Genomic DNA, 20,333 nt, shown 5'->3' with positions numbered 1-20,333 from the left:
CCCATTAAATTTTAAATAAATTTCGTATATTTATATAGCCACTAAAACTAAAAACTATGACTTCTTTTCAACTGAAAAAAGGTTTGTTCTTATGTATTGTTTTTTTTACAGTCAATATAAATGCCCAAACTTCTGACTCTGCAGACTCAAAAAAAAATCAGGACGATGTAAAATATCCTGTATTACAGGTTAAAGGTCTGTTTCAGGCTAGATATCTTGTGGGTACAACCAAAAATGTGGATGTTAACGGTCTTCACCATGATGATGGCAGCGGAACAGACAACTCTTTTATAGTAAAATACATGAGGGTACAGATGCGCGCTCAGATCAGTAAAAGAACAGAGGTTGTTGCACTTGCCAACCTTGCCGATTTCAAAAATGATCCAAAATCCAGAGTGCTGGAAAATGCATATTTAAAATATACTTTCAATCCAAAATTAGCATTTACCGTCGGGCAATTTCGTCCTTTGTTCGGAATCGAGGAAACCTACCCTATCGACATTATAAAATCTCTGGACTGGTCTAATCAATATACAGAATTCGGAAAACTGGGCTGGACAAGTTTTCAGATCGGTCTCGCTGCAACAGGACAATTGAAACTGGGGAAAATACCTTTCCAGTATGCGGTTTCTCTGGTTAACGGAAACGGTAAAAACCAAATTAGTGACAACGACAATGGCAAGCAGTACTCTACCCGGCTGGTTTTTGGTCTGGCAGAAAAATATAATCTGAATCTCGGTCTTAATGGAGGTATCGGCGAAGTTTTCAGTAAAAAAATCTATGCTGCAGGAATAGATGTAAGTTCGCTTATCCAGTTTAATCCAAAATGGAGTCTGGATATGCAGCTTGAAGCCAAGCAGGCTACCAATCATTTACTTTATTTCGCGGTCGCACCGGAACTCAGACCTTCAAATCCGGACGAATATCTGACACGAGGTATTTATTTTCTGCCGAATATCCGTTACGAAATCAATCATAGAAATTTAAGCGCTTTTGAGCTTTCCTGCCGCTACGAATATCTGGACAGCAATTTCCGGTTAAACTCCAACCCAAGACAAACCACAACACCCATGCTTGGACTTGAGTTCCTGAAGAATTACGGTGCAAGAATACAGCTGGGAATGCAGTTCGACCGTTACAAACACCAGATAGACAATACAACACAGCACAATAACAATCTGTTTATCGTTCAGGTACAGAGCCGATTTTAAACCATCAAAAAACATAATCTTATGAAAGAAATTAACGTTAAAGCAGTAATCATAACTTTTGTCATTGCATTAATTATTTGGTTTATTCCTGCCCCGCAAGGCGTTAAGGAAAATGCATGGCATCTGTTTGCAATTTTTGCAGCCACAATTTTAGGAATCATTCTTAAAGCCGCACCTATGGGCACAATGTGTATGATGGCTGTTGCATTTACCGCACTTACACAAGTAGCAGCACCCGGAGATGCAGGAAAATCCATCACAAAAGCACTTTCCGGATTTGGAGATAAGGTTATCTGGCTGATCGGGATTTCTTTTTTTATCGCAAGAGGATTCATTAAAACAGGTTTAGGGAATAGAATTGCATTTCTTTTTATCCGTATCTTCGGGAAAAGCTCTCTTGGTCTGGCTTATGGATTAGGATTGGCAGATATGTGCCTTGCTCCGGCAATACCAAGCAATACAGCAAGAGGAGGCGGGATCATCTATCCGATCATGAAATCAATGGCGATAAGCTTTGATTCTGTTCCGGAAAAACCGGAAACCCACCGCAAACTGGGATCATTCCTCACCCTGAACAGCTATTATATGAATCTGATTGCTTCTTCAATGTTTCTTACAGGAACGGCAAGCAACCCTATGTGTCAGAAATTTGCAGCAGGATTCGGAATAGACATTACGTGGATGTCCTGGGCGGCAGCAGGTTTTGTTCCGGGACTGGCCGCGTTTTTTGTAGTGCCTTTGGTTCTTTATAAATTATATCCGCCTGAACTAAAAAAAACCGGTGATGCACCCAAAATGGCAGCCGAAAAATTAAAAGAAATGGGACCTATCACCAAAAATGAATGGCTGATGCTTCTTGCTTTTTTCATTTTGCTGGGACTCTGGATTTTTGGAGGAGCATTATCCATTGATGCAACTACAACAGCCTTCATTGGTCTTACATTATTATTGTTAACCTCAGTTTTAACGTGGGAAGACGTAAAATCCGAAAAGGGAGCCTGGGATACTATTGTCTGGTTTGCAGTTCTGGTGATGATGGCAAGTTCCCTTAATGAACTTGGATTTATCGGCTGGTTTAGTGATCTTATCAAAATAAAAATCGGAGGAATGACATGGACGGTTGCTTTCCCTGTTATTATTCTCGTATACTTTTTCAGCCACTATATTTTTGCAAGTGCTACAGCCCACGTTGCTGCTATGTATGCTGCATTACTGGGAGTAGGTGTAGCTGTAGGAATTCCGCCAATGCTTTTGGCTATGATGCTTGGCTTTATGGGGTCTATTTATGGGGTTCTTACCCATTATGGACACGGTCCGGCTCCTGTGTTTTTCGGAAGCGGCTATGTAGATCTGAAAGTCTGGTGGCTGCGAGGTCTGGAAATCGGGATTGTTCTTTTAGTTATTTATATGATAGTAGGAGGATTATGGATGAAGATACTGGGATACTATTAATCTGAAATTTAATCTGTTAAATACAAGATTTTTAATTTTACTTTAGGCTTTAGGTTTCGTATTTTCAACGGTAAAAACGGTTCATTATCTTTAATTCAAGCTCATGTTTTTAAATTCCATGGGCTTCATTCCTGTCTGTTTTTTAAACAATTTCGTGAAGTAGAATGTATTTTCGAAATCAAGCTGAAAAGAAATCTCTGTAATGCATTTTTCTTTAAGTCTTAAAAGATTTTTAGCTTTGGAAATCAGAAAAATATGAATGAGTTCCATTGCTGTTTTTCCTGTTTCCTGTTTCAATAAATCGCTGAGATAACGTGGAGAAACAAAAAGCTGCTGTGCCAATTGTCCAACAGTCGGAAGTCCGTTATGCTCCAATTGACCTTCATTGATGTAATTCTTTAAAGCGGCGTTAAATTTCGAAATCATTTTCCTTTTATCTGAGGATGATCGACGAATTGTCTTTTGTAAAACCGCTGTGCATATTTCAGAATGGATGAAATATTGCTGAGAATAATCTCACGGCTGTATTCGTCCGGATTATTGAAATATTCTTCCTGAATTTTATCCTTTAGTTCCAGAATAATCTGCTCTTCTTTTGGTGACCACAGCAATGGTTCGGCAGTTTTTATGAAGCCGCGTCAAATCATTGAAGTAAGCAGTTTGCTGAAAAAGGTTTTGAAATCTACTCTTAAGTTCAGAAAACAATTTTTCCGGAATAGCTTATGATCTGGGATTTAAAAGTCCTTCTTACTTTACAAGATTATTCAAAAAATTTGTTGGATTAACACCTGTTCAGTATCGGGAAAATGTTAATATCTGATCGGTATATTTTATTTTTAAGGAAGATTCTTTAATATCTCTGCACTTTGCTCCGGTGTGATATCTCGCTGAGCTTCAGCAAGCATTTCATAACCTACCATAAATTTTTTCACTTCTGCATTTCTCAGCAATGGCGGATAAAAATGCATATGAAAATGCCACTCCGGATGAGATTTTCCATCGGTTGGAGATTGATGAATCCCTGCTGAATAGGGAAATGAAGTATTAAAAAGGTTGTCGTATTTCGTGGTTAAGTCTTTTATTATTGATGCCAAAGAAAGCTTTTGTTTTTCGGAAAACTCAAGTAAATTTTCAGTTTTTCTTTTGCTTACAATCATCGTTTCGTAAGGCCATATTGCCCAGAACGGAACTAATGCGGCAAAATCTTCATTTTCTAAAATGACTCTTTCATCGGCTTCCAACTCTTTTTTTACATAATCTTCTAAAAGAGAAGCACCGTTTTTTTCAAAATATCTTTTAAGATTTTCCTGCGTTTTTAATACAATAGAAGGAATTGAAGACTGTGCCCAGATCTGCCCATGCGGATGCGGATTGCTGCAACCCATGACCTGACCTTTATTTTCGAAAATCTGAACGTGATTGATGTAATCGAGATTTCCCAGTTCCTCATACTGTTTCTGCCACACATCAACGACTGCTTTAATGTCATTAACTTCCATATCGGGCAACGTAAGACTATGATTTTCCGAAAAGCAGATAACCCGGTTAATACCTCGTTCAGGTTTTAATAAAAAGAAATCTGAAGTTTCACCAGAAAATTCAACATCATCTTTCATTAAGGAACCAAAATCATTATCAAAAACAAAAACGCCTTTATAGTCCGGATTTTTTTCTCCATTAATCCGAACGTTTCCTGAGCATAAATAACAATTCGGGTCGTGAGACGGAAGCTGTTCCCCTGACGTTTTTTCGGTCTGTCCCTGCCAAGGTCGGTTCGCTCTTTGCGGAGAAACCAGAATCCATTCATCCAAAAGCGGATTGTATCTTCTGTGAGGATGATTTTTTTGATTAAATGATGATTTCATTTCTCTGGTATTCATTAATTCCGTCCGATATTTTTACTTTGTAAATTTTCATCTCGATATTGTACGCCTCTTTATATTGAACAGTGATATTTTCAATAACCTGATTTACATTTTCATCTTTAATAAGATTGATGCTGCAGCCGCCAAAACCGCCCCCCATAATTCTTGCGCCTAAAACGCCTTCTTCTTTCAACGTTTGTTCAACCATAAAGTCGAGTTCATCACAGCTTACTTCAAACTCCGTCGAAAGTCCGGTATGGGTTTCGTTCAAAAGCTGTCCAAGATATTCTATATTCCCTTCTGACAAAGCTTTTGCTGCTTTTTTCACCCTTTTAATTTCCTTGAGAAGATAAAAGCATCTTCTGTAGGAAATCTCCCCCATTTCTTCTCTTGCCTCATCCAGCATTTCAAAACTGAAATCTCTGAATTTCTGTACTTCAGGAAACTTTTCACCCAATATTTTTTTACCGTTGTCAACATCTCTTCTTCTGTCATTGTAGCCGGAAGTAAGATGGGTATGTTTTACACAACTGTCGAAAAGAACCAGACTGCAACCTTCCATATTGGCTTCAAAATACTGATGTTCCAGAGAGTTACAATCCAGCATCATCACCTGATGTTCTTTTCCGAAGACTGACGAAAACTGATCCATAATTCCGCATTTTACCCCTACAAAAGTATGTTCGGATTGCTGACCAATGACCGCTATTTCTTTTTTACTTAAATGTAAATCGAAAATTTCGTTGAGAAGATAAGCAAATCCACATTCTAAAGCTGCCGATGAAGATAAGCCTGAACCCATTGGAATCGTACTGCTGAAAGCAATCTGTAATCCTCCGACTTCTTTTCCGGATTCCTGAATGACATTGAAAACACCCAACAGATAATTCACCCAGGTCTTCGAAACCGGAATCTGCTTCTCATGAACATCAAAACTGAAAGAATCATTAAAATCCTTCGCAAAAAAAGAAATTTCGGCATCCTCTGTTTTTTTTACAGTAAAACAAATGTACTTATCAATAGCCGCAGGAAGAACGAAGCCGTCGCTGTAATCTACGTGTTCTCCAATGATATTGATTCGTCCCGGCGCGAGAAAAATTCTTTCAGGTTCCGATTGGAAAAATGCCCGAAATGCGTATTTTGTGTGATTGATTAAATTATCCTGCATACCTGACTGCAATTTATGATTTTAAATTTTTTTTGTCGCGAATTCACGAATAAAATTTGTCTTTTTCTTTAAAAAATCGTGAGTTGTGCCAAAAATTTAAATCAAGCAATTGTCTATTTTCTCTTCATTACTTTTTTCACCGCTTCTACAATATCATTGGCCGTTAATCCGTATTTTTCCATCAGTTGATCGGGTGCTCCGCTTTCCCCGAAGCTGTCGTTTACAGCAACATATTCCTGAGGAGCAAGGCATTCTGTAATCAAGAGCTGAGCAACACTGTCTCCCAATCCACCTAATCTGTTGTGTTCTTCCGCAGTTACTACACAACCCGTTTTTTTAACGGAAGTAAGAATAGCTTCAAAATCTAAAGGTTTAATGGTGTGAATATTAATAATTTCTGCATCAATTCCCTGTTCTTCAAGAATTTCTCCTGCTTTGATGGCTTCCCAGACCAAATGTCCTGTTGCAATGATGGTTACATCTTTCCCTTCATTCACCATCCATGCTTTTCCGATTTCAAATTTTTGATTTTCATCCGTAAAAACCGGAATCACAGGGCGCCCGAAACGCAGATAAACAGGACCTTCATACTCTGCAATGGCAATGGTTGCCGCTTTCGTCTGGTTGTAATCGCAGGTATTGATCACCGTCATTCCCGGAAGCATTTTCATTAATCCGATATCTTCCAGAATCTGGTGGGTTGCACCGTCTTCACCTAACGTTAAACCGGCATGGGAAGCACAAATCTTCACATTTTTTCCGGAGTAAGCCACCGACTGACGAATCTGATCGTACACTCTTCCTGTAGAAAAGTTGGCGAACGTTCCCGTGAAAGGTATTTTTCCTTCCGTTGCAAGACCTGCTGCCATACCAATCATATTGGCTTCCGCGATTCCGATCTGGAAAAAACGCTCTGGCGCTTTTTCGATGAATTTTTCAAATTTTAAAGAACCGATAAGGTCTGCGCAAAGCCCGACAACATTGGGATTTTTATCAGCCAGTTCTGCCATTCCTGCTCCGAAGCCGCTTCGGGTGTCTTTTTTCTCTGTGTAGGTATATTTTTTCATTTGTATATTAATTGTGGATATTTTTTTAACGCAAAAAGCGCAAAGATTTTTTCATCTTATTGAGGATATTTCCGGTCGCAAAGGCGCTTTGCTCAGCTAAAAGTGGATTTCTCAAGTAAATTTATCCGATGTTTTTACAAAATATTTTTTTGTGAATACTAAAAGCTTTACAGGTCACCTCTACGAGGTTTTGTGATGCCGAATTATTTTGATCTATTATCACTTTGCTCCTACGGAGCATTTATTATTCTAAAGCGTATTTAAATGGAGCCACAGCGTGGCGAACTGTTAATAGAAAAATTAATTCTAGAGAATCCAGCTCCGTAGGAGCGACCTGTAATTTAACATCACAATAAATTCTATTGTTATTTCCGAAAACTTTTTCTATTTAATGCTTTGTTCGTTGATTGATTGGGAACGGCGAATCTATCTCCACTTTATTATTTTTATTTTGAATCGATGAATCTCGTTCCTCGATTTCTCGCAGCCCGGCTTGAGTGGAGCTCTTTTTGCAAATTTCCGCGGTGGAAAAGCCTTGGAAATTTGCAAAAAAGCGGGAATCCTTCGACTGGTTCAGGATAAACTCAAGACGGATAAAGCTGCCCAAATAATTTTTAATTTAATAATCGCCTAAAGTTTCTTCGAGTTGATCTAATGCTTTTGAAAGTTGTTCATCATTCGGTGCTTTTCCGTGCCAAGCGTGAGTTCTCATCATATAATCGACGCCGTAACCCATTTCTGTTTTCAGGAGAATACAAATCGGCTGTCCTTTTCCTGTCAAAGATTTGGCTTCGTCCAGAACTTTCAAAATTTCTTCCATATCGTTTCCGTTTTCCACTTCAAGAACTTTCCAGTCAAAAGCTTCAAACTTGGTTTTAAGATTTCCCAGAGAAAGTACTTTGGATGTGGGGCCGTCAATCTGCTGTCCGTTATAATCTACGGTGGCGATGAGATTATCAACTCTGTTGTGAGAAGCATACATAATCGCTTCCCAGTTCTGCCCTTCCTGCAATTCGCCGTCGCCGTGAAGACTGAAAACCAAATTCGTATCTTTATCTAATTTCTTTCCGACCGCATGACCGACTGCCACAGACAATCCCTGTCCAAGCGAACCCGAAGCAATGCGAACTCCGGGAAGATGTTCGTGCGTAGTCGGATGTCCCTGCAATCTGGAATTCAGTTTTCTGAAAGTAGCCAGTTCAGATTTATCGAAATATCCCGCATGTGCCAGAATACTGTAAAAAACAGGGGAAATATGACCGTTGGAAAGATAAAATACATCTTCGCCTTTTCCCGTCATATCAAATCCTTCTTTTCTTTTCATTGCATCGAAGTAGAGCGCTACAAGAAAATCTGTACATCCCAGTGAACCTCCCGGATGTCCCGACTGGCAGGCGTGAACCATTCTTACAATATCTCTGCGAACCTGTGAAGCAATATTTTTTAATTTTTGAATGTCGTGCATATTTTTACCTCATTTTTTGTGAATCTTTAATGAACTGCTCCAGACCGGAATCCGTTAAAGGATGCTTCAGCAGGGACAAAATTGGAGGCAAAGGACAGGTTACCACATCGGCTCCGATCTTTGCACAGTTAATGATATGCATCGCGTGGCGAACAGATGCCGCCAAAATTTCAGTTTCGAAACTATAATTATCAAAAATGGTTCTGATTTCCTGAATTAAATTAAGACCATCGGTGGAAACATCATCCAGTCTTCCTAAGAATGGAGAAACATAAGTTGCTCCTGCTTTTGCCGCTAAAAGTGCCTGTCCTGCTGAGAAAATTAAGGTACAATTAGTTCTGATTCCTTTTTGGGAAAAATATTTGATCGCCTTGATTCCGTCTTTAATAATAGGAACTTTTACTACAATATTAGGGTGAATTCCCGCCAACTCCTCGCCTTCTTTGATTATTTCTTCATAGGTTGTGGAAAGCACTTCTGCCGAAATATCGCCGTCTACAATTTCACAAATCTCTTTGTAGTGCTGCAAAACAGCTTCTTTCCCGCTGATTCCTTCTTTCGCCATAAGAGACGGATTGGTGGTAACGCCATCAAGAATTCCCAAATCCTGCGCTTCTCTGATCTGCTCTAAATTGGCAGTATCGATAAAAAATTTCATATGTAGATTTTTATTTATTATTGATTTTTTTGGGTTAGCTGTTTGATTTTTAAATCTTATTACTGCTCCATCATCAACAGTCAGTTTATCATTTCTGTAGGAATCTAAATCTTTATTTTCCTGTTGAGATTCTTACGGAATGATAAACAAAACATTAAACGTCTGATTATTAATAAATAAGACATTCATTAAAGTTGAAACCATCAATTAAGTGTTAAATTCATACTTAATTCATAAAACAAACAACTACCTGTCTCAAAAAGATTTAGAAGTTATTTGTTTAAAATTAAATAGATTGATTAATTGTGATGTCCCATATTGAGTTTGATCTTCTTTAGATCTTCAAGCTGGTGAACAGGTTTTTCAATATCAGACGGAATCGGTCTTTTGGAATAGGTCTGAAAATAAAGCAAACAGGCATCTTTCCACCAAACTGCATCTTTTGCCTGAATTTTCAGTTTGTCCCGAATCTCTGAAAACCTTTGACTATCAATATAGGGCTGTATTTGATCCCAGATTTTCTGATAGTTTCTTACATTCTGAACTCCCGAATCATATTTATAGCACAGCTCATCCCAAAGTGTTTTTCCGTCTTTCATTCTGTAATCCCACGGAACATGATGAAACCAGAGAATCAGGTTTTCAGGAGTTGTCTTGATGTTACCATAGATTTCGTTAAGCGGCGGAAAATACTGGGAAACGGCATTGCTTCCCGTTTTTGTTCTGTCGAAACCGAGTCCTTCTGCATTAGCCTGATGATAATAAACCGGCGACCAGTCGGGTCTTCCCCCTTTGTAATCGCCCCACGGTTCCGGACCGTAATGATGTCCTCCGGCGAAGATATGATGAAGACCAAGCGGCATCATATAATCTACTGCAGTTTCACGGGAAGTCAGCATTATTTTTTTGACAGGATCTACAAAGTTTTGCTGATCTGTGAAAGTCATTTTAATCCATTCATCTGCAATCTGTTCCGAAGTTAAATTGTGATTCCATGCCAAACGTCCGAACGCATACCAATTGGCTTGGGCAAAATGATGTCCTGTCCAGTTTGTATCTTCTCCTATATTGGCAACTGCAGCAATGGCAGTAAGTTTTGCAGGTCTTAATGTTCCGTCTGTAATTTTAGCAATTATGGAACCTTTTCCATCTGAAAAAGTATCGCTATCTAAAGTTTCTTTGAATAACGGTGCCAGAAAAACCAAATGATTTGCCTGTCCTAAATATTCCTGCGTAATCTGAAATTCAACCATTTCAGAAGTTTTTCTCAATGCTCCGAAAAGCGGGTTAAATGCTTCTCTCGGCTGAAAATCAATCGGTCCGTTTTTAATCTGAATAATCACATTATCTCTGGATTTCCCATCTAAAGGAACGAATTCCAGATGTGCCTGTTTTGCGCGATCTTCTTTGCTCGGACTGTACACAAATGCTCTCCACATGACGATTCCGCCGTAAGGTTTCAGAACATCCGCCATCATATTCGCTCCGTCTGCGTGCGTTCTTCCGTAATCCTGAGGTCCGGGCTGCCCTTCGGAATTGGCTTTTACCAAAAATCCTCCGAAATCAGGGATCATCCTGTAAATTTCTGCGGCTTTATCTTTCCACCATTTCTGAACCTCCTGATTCAACGGATCGGAATTCTGCAGTCCGCCCAAAACTTTTGGTGAAGAAAAATTAACTGACAGATAAATCTTAATTCCATAAGGTCTGAAAATATCGGCTAACACTTTGACTTTCTTCAGATAATCTTCTCGAAGCATATTTGGTGAAGCATTCACATTGTTAAGAACCGTTGCATTGATCCCGATGGACGCATTGGCTCTTGCATATTCTTCGTATCGCGGGGAAATCTTACTTGGTAAATCTTCCCATTTCCAAAGTGAATGACCGGCATAACCACGCTCAATCGTTCCGTCCAAGTTGTCCCAGTGATTTAGAATTCTTATGTCGTAGGAAGGTTTTTCTTCTAATTTCAAATTAGAGAAATTAGTTTTTTGCTGCTGCAAATTTAAAAGATGATAGCTTCCGTACAGTAATCCTAAATCTGTTTTTGCAAGAATGCTGATTTTTTTCGGTGTCGAAATGATTCTGTAACCGTCCTTAAAATTTTCCGGAAATTTGTCGATCTTTAAATCAACAACCTGTCCTGACCAATGTTGATTGAGTTCCTTTTTAGCGATTTCAATGGTAGGACTTTTACTGTTTGAATTCACAATATTTCTTGGCTTTGGATTTACCGGATATCTTAGCCACAACTGACTTCCGTCTTCAGCCAAAGCCATGAATGGAATGATGAGAAACAGTAATATATAGTTTCGGAAATGTTGCATTATTTTAAATTTTTGCTTTAAATTCCATAGGTTTTTTACCTACGCCAATTGATATTGAACCCTTCGGGTTCGGGTTTTATCGTTAATCTTCCATAGGTTTCACCTACGGCTACTTTTGTTGAACTCTTCGAGTTCTTTTAAGAAACAAACTTTGTCAAAGTTGTAGAAGTTACTGATGGCCTTCCAGTCCTTCAATCGTTTTTATTTTTCCATTTACATCGTATTCCAATTCAACGACTTTCATGCTTCTCAGCCATGTTCTTCCGCCACTCGGAACAGAATCATGGAAGAACAGATACCATTTTCCTTTAAATTCTACAATGCTGTGATGGGTCGTCCAGCCAACAACGGGCGTTAAAATTTCACCCTGAAAAGTGAACGGACCGTAAGGATTATCACCCACGGCATAGCAAATCAAATGAGTATCTCCCGTTGAATAAGAGAAGTAATATTTACGGTTGTATTTATGTATCCATGATGCTTCGAAAAAACGATGTTTATCCCCTTGAAGCAATGGGTTTCCGTTTTCGTCTAAAATAACAACATCTTTTGGCTCTTCGCCAAATTCAAGCATATCATCGCTGAGCATTACCACTTTTGATGAAATGGCAGGTTCATTATCGCTAGGAAGAATAGCAGATTCCAAGGCTTTATTGTTTCTGTAGCGTTGTAACTGTCCGCCCCAGATTCCTCCGAAATACATATAATGTTTTCCTTCGTCTTCAAAAAGACAGGGATCTATGCTGTAACTTCCCATTATCGGATGTTTCTCCGGAACGAAAGGTCCGTAAGGTTTATCGCTCACCGCAACACCAATTCTAAAAATATCATTCTTATCCTTTAAAGGAAAGTACATATAGTATTTGCCATTTTTGAAAGCCACATCGCAATCCCACAACTGTCTTCCCGACCATGGAATATCTTGTACAGAAAGAACAACACCATGATCTGTAACTTCTCCATTTTCCACATCATCTAAGGAAAAAACATGGTAATCATTCATATCGAAATGGTCGCCGTTATCATTTTCTTCGATCCCGCTTTCGCGGTCGTGGGAGGGATAGATGTATAGTTTTCCTTCAAAAACATGTACGGAAGGATCTGCCATATAATCGTTCGGGAAAAGGTATTTTGCTTTGTTCATTTTATAGTTTAGATTTTTAGATGATAGATTTTATTTTTTAACCACAAAAGGCACAAAAGATTTTATTTCTTTTATTAAGTTTTCCAAAAGCTAAAAAAAGAATATGTCATAAACATTTCACTTTTTTGTTCTTTGAATAATTTTATTTCAATTTTTCCTTTGTGCCTTTTGTGGTTTAATAATTATTTTTCTTTGGTTAACTGAATGATTTTTTGCACAACAGGTTTTGCCTGATAATTTCTGTCGAATGGCAGCGGATAATCGGTTCTTCCTTTTACCGGAAAATCGTTTTTCCAGGATTGATTGTCGGTAACGCCCCAAAGTGTTACTCTCCGGATTTTATCCTGATGTTTGATGAATAGCCTGAAAAAATCCAGATAGCGGTTTTCCCATTCTTTGGTAACATCTTCAGGTAATCCTTTGGTGTAAGGATTCATTTTGGATTCATATTCCACTTTGTCTGCAACGTTGGCAGAAGTTCCCCATGGAGAAGGCAGCGCACTGATTTCCATTTCGGTAATATTGACTTTTACTCCTGCTGCTGCATAATCAGTGATTGCTTTTTCGTATTCTTCCAGTTTTGGAGTGTCAAGTCCTACGTGCGTCTGCATTCCTACGCCGTCGATTCTGATACCTCTGGATTTCAAATCTTTGACAATTTTGGTAACGGTTTTTACTTTTTCAGGAAACCATTCGTTGTAATCGTTGTAGTACAATTCGGCATTCGGATCTGCTTCCTGCGCATATTGAAAAGCGAGCGGAATGAATTCTTCGCCCAGAATTTCGTAAAATTTGCTTTTGCGGTACGTTCCGTCTTCCATAATCGCTTCGTTCACAACATCCCAACCTTTTACACGACCTTTGTATCTTCCGACCAAAGTTGAAATATGGCTTTTCATTCTCTGTTTCAGAATTTCGGGCGAAACGTCTTTTCCGTTTTTGTCTACGAAAAACCATTTTGGTAACTGGGAATGCCAAATCAACGTGTGACCGATGATGAACATTTTATTTTTCTCACCAAATTCTACAAATTTATCTGCATCGTCAAAGAAAAACTGCCCTTCCTGCGGTTGTATAAACATGGATTTCATACAGTTTTCTGCAACGATAGAACTGAATTGTTTTTTGATAATTTCATCCGACTTTACATCGGTACCGTTAATTTGAGGAAGGCTCATTGCTGTTCCGATGTAGAATTTATTTTTGAAAGCATCTTTCAGGGAATCTTTTGAGGATGCCGAACTTGCGGTTTTGCAGGAAACGGTCAGGATTAAAATTCCCAGTAATGCGGCTATTTTTTTCATTTTTAATTTTATTATTTATTCCGAAACTTAACAGGTCGCCTCTACGAGGCTCAATGGCTTGAATATATTGGCTATTAACAGTTCGCTCCTACGAAGCTTTTGCTATTTTATTTTTCTCTATTAAAATTCTTAAACTAAAGAATGTCCAATATTGTCTTTAATTGTAAAATTTGTTTTATGCTGAATCGCGCAGCCCGGCTTGAACGGAGCTCTTTTTGTGAAGCAAAGCGGAACAAAAAAGCGGGAGTGGAAGACGGATTAAGCTGCCCAAATCATTAAACCCATATTAATCTTCTTTTTTTCTTCTTTCTTTGAGTTCGTGCTCGATCTGGGTTTCCTTTTTTTTGTTGATTTCGTAGAACATTAATAATCCACACGCTGCAAAGAACGGAATGGCAGGAAAAATACTGACCAACATCTGAGCTCCATTCGCTACGGATTCCGGCTGGATGACGTTTTCCGCACCTTCAGAAGAGATGTAGCCGTAATGTCCGATAATAGAGGAAACCAGTGAACTTCCGATGCTCAAACCAACTTTTAACCCCACCATCATGGCGGAAAAAATAATGGCTGTTGCGCGTCTGTTGTTTTTCCACTCGGAATAGTCGGCAACATCGGCAATCATTGCCCAAAGCAAAGGTGTGCTGATCCCATAGAAAAAGCCGTGAAGAATTTGCGAAAGGAACATCAATCCTACCGATTTTGGAGGATAAAATATAAAAGCCACGATAAACAAAGTGGAAATGAACAGAGAAGCAATGAAAGCGTCCCTTTTCCCGTATTTATCTGCAAATTTCTTTGAAAAGGTAATTCCGATGATCATCATGATAATTCCGCCTGCATTAAAGAGCCCGAAACCTGCTGAACGAGGATCTTCACCGAAGAAATTCATCCCGATGGAGCTGAAGAATGCCGTAATTGGTGATATGAAATTTTTCAAGGAAGTTTCATCCACGTAATTGTTGAAATAATAGACATAGGAACCTCCTTTCATTGCCAAAGTAATGAAAATCAGTGCCGTAACCACCAACATGATAATCCATGGTTTGTTTTTCTTTAAATCTTTTAAATCTGCTCCCAAAGTGGACTCCTGTTCCGGTTTTGGAATAACTCTTTCTTTGGTTGTGAAAAATGTAATGAGCAACATTATGGTTCCTATAATCGCCAACCACGTCATTACGATCTCAATTCCTACTGCTTTATCGCCGTTTCCTGCTGATAAAATAATCGGCAACATAAAGACCTGCACGAAAAATTGCGCAAACATCACCGCTACGAAACGATAAGACGAAATACTGTTTCTCTCGCCCATATCACCTGTAATCACGCCACTTAACGCAGCATAAGGCAAATTATTAGCAGCATATAACAACAGTAGAATCGTATATGTTGCCGCTGCATACATCATTTTTCCCTGATAAGAAAAATTCGGTGTGCTGAATGCAAAAAGGGCTGCAGCACCCAATGGAACGGCAGAAAATAAAATCCACGGACGGAATTTCCCCCATTTGGTTCGTGTTCTGTCTGCCAAAGCACCGACCATCGGATTGAATCCGAAACCTGCGATCAGACCAACAATCAAAGTGATGATGGAAGCGTCTTCGGGTTTTAACCCGTAGATATCGGTGTAAAAATAAGCTAAATACGTCACCAAAGTCTGGAAAACCAGATTTGCCGCTAGATCTCCCAAACTGTAGCCGATTTTTTCAACGACAGATATTTTTTGAGATGAATTGTTCATGTTATAATTGATAAATGATGATTGATAAATGATCGTTTCTAAACGCAAAATCCGCAAAGATTTTTTTGACTGCTAATCTTTTTTAAGGTTCTCTCAGCAAAGATTAAAAATCAAATTAAATGTTTATTCTGTGGTGAAAGGCGATGCAGGAAGTCCGATTTTGTTTTTGAGATTTCCATCGGGATTATCTGCCCAATCGTAACGGACTGCAACAGGATTTGTGACCGAATCATTCCAAACTGTAATTGTTCTGCCTTCGGTTTTAGCTTTTGCCCAAGACCAGTTTCCGCCGGCGTTTTTGATAGCAAACCCTTTCAGCTCAACAACGGGAGCAAAATCATCCGTTCCGGTTTTAAAAGAAAGTACAATTTTATTTCCGTTGATTTTCATTGACTGATAAACTGGTCCGTCTGCAACGATGTTTTTTCCGTAAGCCAATTTCATTGCCTGCAAAGCAAGCCTGTCTCCTACTGTTTTTTTGTTCAGCGGATGAATGTCATTCCATTCTCCTATATCGATGATCACGGCAAGTCCGGCATTTGGAACCTGTAATGAAACTTTACGCTGCTGGTCTCTTAGCTCCGCCCAGTTGCTTTCGACCGGCTGCGCTTTCGCCTCCATAAAATTAGCCAATTGAACGGTGATGAAAGGCATTTCTTTATTATTGAATTTATTTCTCCAGTCTGTAATCATCGTGGTTAATAAATCGCCGTATTCTTTCGGTTTTCCGGTATTGCTTTCGCCTTGGTACCAGATTGCTCCTGTGATATTATAATTGATTAAAGGATTGATCATGGCATTGTACAATCCTGTAGGTTTCCAACGGATAAACGTTGTTCCGGGTGCCATTTTTGCCATTTTTGCTCCGATTTTATATTTCCATTCGGATTTTAAATCTATTTTCTGTCCGTCGATTTCAAGATAATAGGGTTTGTCTGCAATAAATTGTCCTTTTCCACTTCCATTGGAAATTCTTACCGCAATTATATTTTTGCCTTCCTTCAGAATTCCTGCCGGAACATCGTACCAACGCGGAGGATATTCGTAGGTTACGTTTCCGACTTTTGTTCCGTTAATGTACGTTACATCGGCGTCTTTTATTCTTCCAAGATTCAAAAATGCAGCTTTTCCTGCCTGATTTTTAGTTAAAATAATTTCTTTTCTGAACCAGACCGAACCATCAAAAGATCCTTCCATATCTTCCCAAGAACCCGGAATTTTCATGGTTTTCCACTCCGAATCGTTCAAATCAAATTTTTCCCAATGTTGATTTAAACCTATGTCGCTCTGATCTAATTCTGTATACCAGGCTTTGCTTAATGCCTGTTCCGAAGATTCTGTTGATTTTATCAACTCATCATTCTGCCATTTTTTAGCCTCATCCAAATATTCAGGATATTTTTTAAGGGAATTTTCATCCATCCAAGCCTGAATTGGAGAACCTCCCAAACTGGCATGAATGATTCCTACCGCGACTTTATTTTTTTCGCTTACATCTTTAGCAAAAAAATAAGCAACCCCAGAAAAATTCAGAATGGTTTGAGGATTTACAGCTTCCCATTTTCCTCCTTCCAATTCAGTCTGAGGTGATTTGAAGTTATATTTTTGGGGAACGGTAAAAAAACGGATGTTCTTATTATTTGCATTTTTGATTTCGTCTGAATACAATGGTGTAAGTCTGCGCATCGGCAATTCCATATTCGACTGCCCTGAAGCGAGCCATACATCGCCGATCAAAATATCTTTTAAAGTGATTTCGTTGATGGTCATGGTGTACGGACCGCCTGCTTTTTGTTCAGGAAGAACGATTTTCCAGTTGCCGTTTTGGTCTGCAGTCGTTTTGTAGTTTTTACTAAGAAATTTAACGTCTACTTTTTCATTGGGATCCGCTTTTCCCCAGATATTTAATTTCTGGTTGCGCTGTAAAATCATTCCGTCTGAAACCAGTGCGGGTAATTTGATTTTGGCTTCAAAAAGCAGAGTGCAGCATATGCAGAGAAGAAAGGCGAGAGTTCTGATGATATTTTTATGGTTCATTTTTATCTATTTTAAACGCTACGTGCGTATTTTGTTCTTTTTAAGGTTGAACTCCTGCGGAGTTCCGCAATACTGTGAAATTACTCTTTATGCCCTAATCTCTTGCAGACTGACCTGAGTGGACACTTCGACAAGTTCAGCATGACAAAGCGCGAACAGAGAGCGGATGAAGCTGCCAAAAAAATTATAGTATTCATTTTTATATGCTAAAAAGGCTTATCTTTTAATAATCTCACTTCAACGATTTTTGGAGTGAAGGATTTCCCGTCCGAAATAAATTTGACGGTAAGTGTTTCTTTATTTTTTTCAGAATCCGGAACTGCGATCAATAGTGATTGTGGTGAACTTCCTGTTTTCCCTCCGAAGTCTTTTGAAAACACTTTGATTCCGTTGATTTCGGCATTCAGGGTACGATTGCTATTGGCATCGAAATAGAGAAGATAAAGGTATTCTGCATTTCTGTCCTTGTTTTTCATCTGATAGCTAAACCAGCCTTTGGCATCCCGGAAATGCCGGTCTTCCATATAGCCTTCGTAGGCATCTTTGCTCTCAAAAAAATGGTCCGATTCCGGCTGTTGTTCTCCTAACTGGATTTTATCTGCTGTGATAATATCCAATTTTCGAATGATCTCTTCTTCCTTGACTTTTTTCTGCTGAATCATTTCGATTTTATCCTGAGTTGCCTGAGGAAAATAAATGATGTAGCGTTCTTCCTGAATCTGGTAAAACGGAACAAGCTCCAATCCGCTACTGAATTTATTCTGAGGATAAAGTCCTTTAATTTTGAATTTTAAATCTTTTTCATTAACAGGTTGAAGATGATTCAAAACCGTTGTTGAAGATCCTAAAATTGTCGGAATGTCATTCAAAGGAATCTGCGGTCCGTGCGCAATATGTCCGCCGCGGCTGTCGTCGGCAAAAAGCCCTGTCTGATTTTCTTTACCGTATTTTGCTGCCAAAACGATGGGTCCGTATCTGAATGCATAATAATCGGAATTGTCCGGAAGCTGTTCTGCAGAAAGATGCATCGGCATTTTCATCTCAATCACATCACATTTTTTCCATTTTCTGCTGATGTTGATATAACCTTCGGAATCTACAGAAGTACTGATCTTTTTAGAATTCACTGAAACTGTTATCTGCGAAGCATCCGTCCATTCGGGAACTCTAATTTTTAGGTTAACTTCGGATTTTGGAGCAAGATCAAAGATCAATTTTGTGGAAGGTTCCTGCGGGAAATTATTTTCCTGTCTTATGACCAATTTTTTTTCTGACCATTTTAAAACAGACGGAATAAAAAGATTCACGTATAAATCCTTCTCAGAATGCGCATAAATCATTTCGCCGTATTTGGCGTGATTTTCCATTCCTGAACCAACGCAGCACCAGAAACTGGTTTCCGGCTGGGAATATACTCTGTAATGGCCGGGACGCATGGGTGTAAAATAAACAAACCCGCCTTTTTCCTGATTTTGGGTGGAAAGTATATGATTGTATAAAGCTTTTTCGTAATAATCCAGATAAGAGGATTTTGGATTAGTGGCGAAAAGTTCTCTGGTCAGTTTCAGCATGTTGTAGGTATTGCAGGTTTCGGGTCCTTCAATACTTTTAATCATCCCGCTGAAATCTCCGGTAGGATTGAAATGTTCGCTTACACTGTTTCCGCCGATAATGGCTGAACGTTTTTGAGTAACATTATTCCAGAAAAAAACTGCGGCGCTGCTCCACTCTTTGTTATGTTCCAGATCTGCAATTTTTTTAAAGCCAATTACTTTCGGGATTTGCGTATTGGCGTGAATTCCCGTCAGTTTATCTTCGTGAATCAACAATGGATTTAAAATTGCCCAATGCGAGAACCGATGTGCTAATTTTAGATATTTTTCATTTTTGGTAATGTCATAAACGTCGGCAAAAACTTCGTTCAGTCCGCCGTGTTCGCTTTTCAGCATCTCCTGAATATGCTCATCGGTAAGTCCGGAAACTTCATCTGCCATCCAGTCGGTAAGCTTAATGAGCATTTTTTTCGCCTTTTCGCTGTCTGCATACCAATACGCATCACGCAAACCGGAATATATTTTGTGAATATTATATAAAGGAACCCAACGGTCGTTCAGTCCGAAAGCGGATGCACGAATATTTCCGTCCGAGATTTCCTTCCAGATTTTTTTGCCATCCGGAACGCCGGAAATATAACCGTTTCCTGAAAGATTCTGGCAACGTTCCAGCTCGTCGATCATATAATCCAGTCGTTGTTTTACTTTTGCATCGCCTGTAGAAGCGTACATCAAAGCCAAAGCAGAAATGTAATGGCCGCCGATATGACCATCCAATCCTGTATTTTCCCAGTTCGGATAATTCAGTTTTTTAGGATTAAGTCCTGCCTCTTTTAAATAGGGAGCCAATAAACGATCGGCATCCATCGACATTATGTAATTTTTATCCGTCTGCATTGCCCTGCTGAAAATACTTTCAGACAAAGCGACTTTGTTCAGCGGAAAATAGCTGACTGTTTTGCTCAACTGCCCAAAAGCAAATGCGCTTAAACCTAAAAATACTATCAGCGATTTTTTATTCATTAATAAATGTCTATTCAACATTTCTAAAAATAAAAGAAAGAATCAATATGACAAAGAATTTTGCAGAATGAGCCACTGAAATCAAAAAAAAGTCTATTTTAAAGTCTTAGAAAAAAATTAAAAACAACAGGAGCTTATCATAAAAATTAAGATTATGAAAAATAGCGATAATCAGAAACATACAGCGAAATTACGTGTATAAAAAATGAATACGGAATATACAGTATGAACGCTGATATTTTATATTAATAGCTTATCGTATTTTTAAGACTAAGCCCTGATCGGAGTTTTAGGGTAAATTTAAAATGAAAGGAA

The 20,333-nt window shown here is 38.8% G+C and carries 16 protein-coding genes; 3 read left to right on the top strand and 13 right to left on the bottom strand.

Going from position 1 to position 20,333, the window contains the following annotated elements; translation table 11 throughout:
• Nucleotides 1–56 precede the first annotated feature (56 nt).
• Together PFY09_RS00945 and PFY09_RS00940 are read left to right on the top strand one after the other, a co-directional pair.
• Nucleotides 57–1,211, top strand: coding sequence for a porin (locus PFY09_RS00945; protein WP_271161098.1), 1,155 nt, complete (start codon nucleotides 57–59; stop codon nucleotides 1,209–1,211).
• A gap of 21 nt (nucleotides 1,212–1,232) precedes the next feature.
• Nucleotides 1,233–2,663 carry an anion permease gene (locus PFY09_RS00940; RefSeq protein ID WP_271161097.1) on the top strand — a complete coding sequence of 477 codons (1,431 nt, stop codon included), beginning with the start codon at nucleotides 1,233–1,235 and terminating at the stop codon, nucleotides 2,661–2,663.
• A gap of 90 nt (nucleotides 2,664–2,753) precedes the next feature.
• Here the strand turns inward: PFY09_RS00940 and PFY09_RS00935 are convergent, their stop codons facing one another.
• The gene (locus tag PFY09_RS00935; RefSeq protein ID WP_271161096.1) at nucleotides 2,754–3,089 is read right to left on the bottom strand and encodes a helix-turn-helix domain-containing protein; all 336 of its coding nucleotides are present in this window, start codon (nucleotides 3,087–3,089) and stop codon (nucleotides 2,754–2,756) included.
• Nucleotides 3,086–3,274 (bottom strand): hypothetical protein, encoded by a 189-nt coding sequence (locus PFY09_RS00930; RefSeq protein ID WP_271161095.1) that lies wholly within the window; start codon nucleotides 3,272–3,274, stop codon nucleotides 3,086–3,088. Before PFY09_RS00930 ends, PFY09_RS00935 begins: the two co-directional genes overlap by 4 nt.
• Before the next feature lie 104 nt (nucleotides 3,275–3,378).
• On the opposite strand from PFY09_RS00930, the gene PFY09_RS20825 reads away from it, so the two are divergent.
• A complete protein-coding gene (locus PFY09_RS20825) occupies nucleotides 3,379–3,483 on the top strand; it encodes a helix-turn-helix domain-containing protein (protein WP_408640195.1) in 105 nt (34 codons plus the stop codon).
• A 16-nt stretch (nucleotides 3,484–3,499) separates the two neighbouring features.
• Here the strand turns inward: PFY09_RS20825 and PFY09_RS00925 are convergent, their stop codons facing one another.
• The 11 genes from PFY09_RS00925 to PFY09_RS00875 form a co-directional block, all read right to left on the bottom strand.
• Nucleotides 3,500–4,543, bottom strand: a complete 1,044-nt coding sequence (locus tag PFY09_RS00925) for a UDP-glucose--hexose-1-phosphate uridylyltransferase (protein WP_271161094.1) — start codon at nucleotides 4,541–4,543, stop codon at nucleotides 3,500–3,502.
• Entirely contained in the window at nucleotides 4,512–5,696 is a 1,185-nt protein-coding gene (galK, locus tag PFY09_RS00920; protein ID WP_271161093.1) for a galactokinase, read from the bottom strand. Before galK ends, PFY09_RS00925 begins: the two co-directional genes overlap by 32 nt.
• A gap of 113 nt (nucleotides 5,697–5,809) precedes the next feature.
• Nucleotides 5,810–6,763 carry a transketolase family protein gene (locus PFY09_RS00915; RefSeq protein ID WP_271161092.1) on the bottom strand — a complete coding sequence of 318 codons (954 nt, stop codon included), beginning with the start codon at nucleotides 6,761–6,763 and terminating at the stop codon, nucleotides 5,810–5,812.
• 619 nt (nucleotides 6,764–7,382) lie between these two features.
• Nucleotides 7,383–8,228 carry a transketolase gene (locus PFY09_RS00910; protein WP_271161091.1) on the bottom strand — a complete coding sequence of 282 codons (846 nt, stop codon included), beginning with the start codon at nucleotides 8,226–8,228 and terminating at the stop codon, nucleotides 7,383–7,385.
• Nucleotides 8,229–8,232: 4 nt separating this feature from the next.
• Nucleotides 8,233–8,886, bottom strand: a complete 654-nt coding sequence (fsa, locus tag PFY09_RS00905) for a fructose-6-phosphate aldolase (RefSeq protein ID WP_271161090.1) — start codon at nucleotides 8,884–8,886, stop codon at nucleotides 8,233–8,235.
• A 299-nt stretch (nucleotides 8,887–9,185) separates the two neighbouring features.
• Nucleotides 9,186–11,216 (bottom strand): alpha-glucuronidase, encoded by a 2,031-nt coding sequence (locus PFY09_RS00900; RefSeq protein ID WP_271161089.1) that lies wholly within the window; start codon nucleotides 11,214–11,216, stop codon nucleotides 9,186–9,188.
• 169 nt (nucleotides 11,217–11,385) lie between these two features.
• Nucleotides 11,386–12,360, bottom strand: a complete 975-nt coding sequence (locus PFY09_RS00895; protein WP_271161088.1) for a glycoside hydrolase family 43 protein — start codon at nucleotides 12,358–12,360, stop codon at nucleotides 11,386–11,388.
• 182 nt (nucleotides 12,361–12,542) lie between these two features.
• Entirely contained in the window at nucleotides 12,543–13,664 is a 1,122-nt protein-coding gene (locus tag PFY09_RS00890) for an endo-1,4-beta-xylanase (RefSeq protein ID WP_271161087.1), read from the bottom strand.
• 286 nt (nucleotides 13,665–13,950) lie between these two features.
• Nucleotides 13,951–15,405, bottom strand: a complete 1,455-nt coding sequence (locus PFY09_RS00885) for an MFS transporter (RefSeq protein ID WP_271161086.1) — start codon at nucleotides 15,403–15,405, stop codon at nucleotides 13,951–13,953.
• Nucleotides 15,406–15,528: 123 nt separating this feature from the next.
• Nucleotides 15,529–17,442, bottom strand: a complete 1,914-nt coding sequence (locus tag PFY09_RS00880) for a sialate O-acetylesterase (protein WP_271161085.1) — start codon at nucleotides 17,440–17,442, stop codon at nucleotides 15,529–15,531.
• Between the two features lie 206 nt (nucleotides 17,443–17,648).
• A complete protein-coding gene (locus tag PFY09_RS00875; protein ID WP_271161084.1) occupies nucleotides 17,649–20,018 on the bottom strand; it encodes a glycoside hydrolase family 127 protein in 2,370 nt (789 codons plus the stop codon).
• Between the last annotated feature and the right edge of the window lie 315 nt (nucleotides 20,019–20,333).

This window comes from Chryseobacterium gambrini, assembly GCF_027920505.1.
Classification (GTDB): Bacteria; Bacteroidota; Bacteroidia; order Flavobacteriales; family Weeksellaceae; genus Chryseobacterium; species Chryseobacterium gambrini.
Note: the sequence above shows the minus strand (reverse complement) of the source record. Positions and strands in the feature narration are given on the sequence as shown.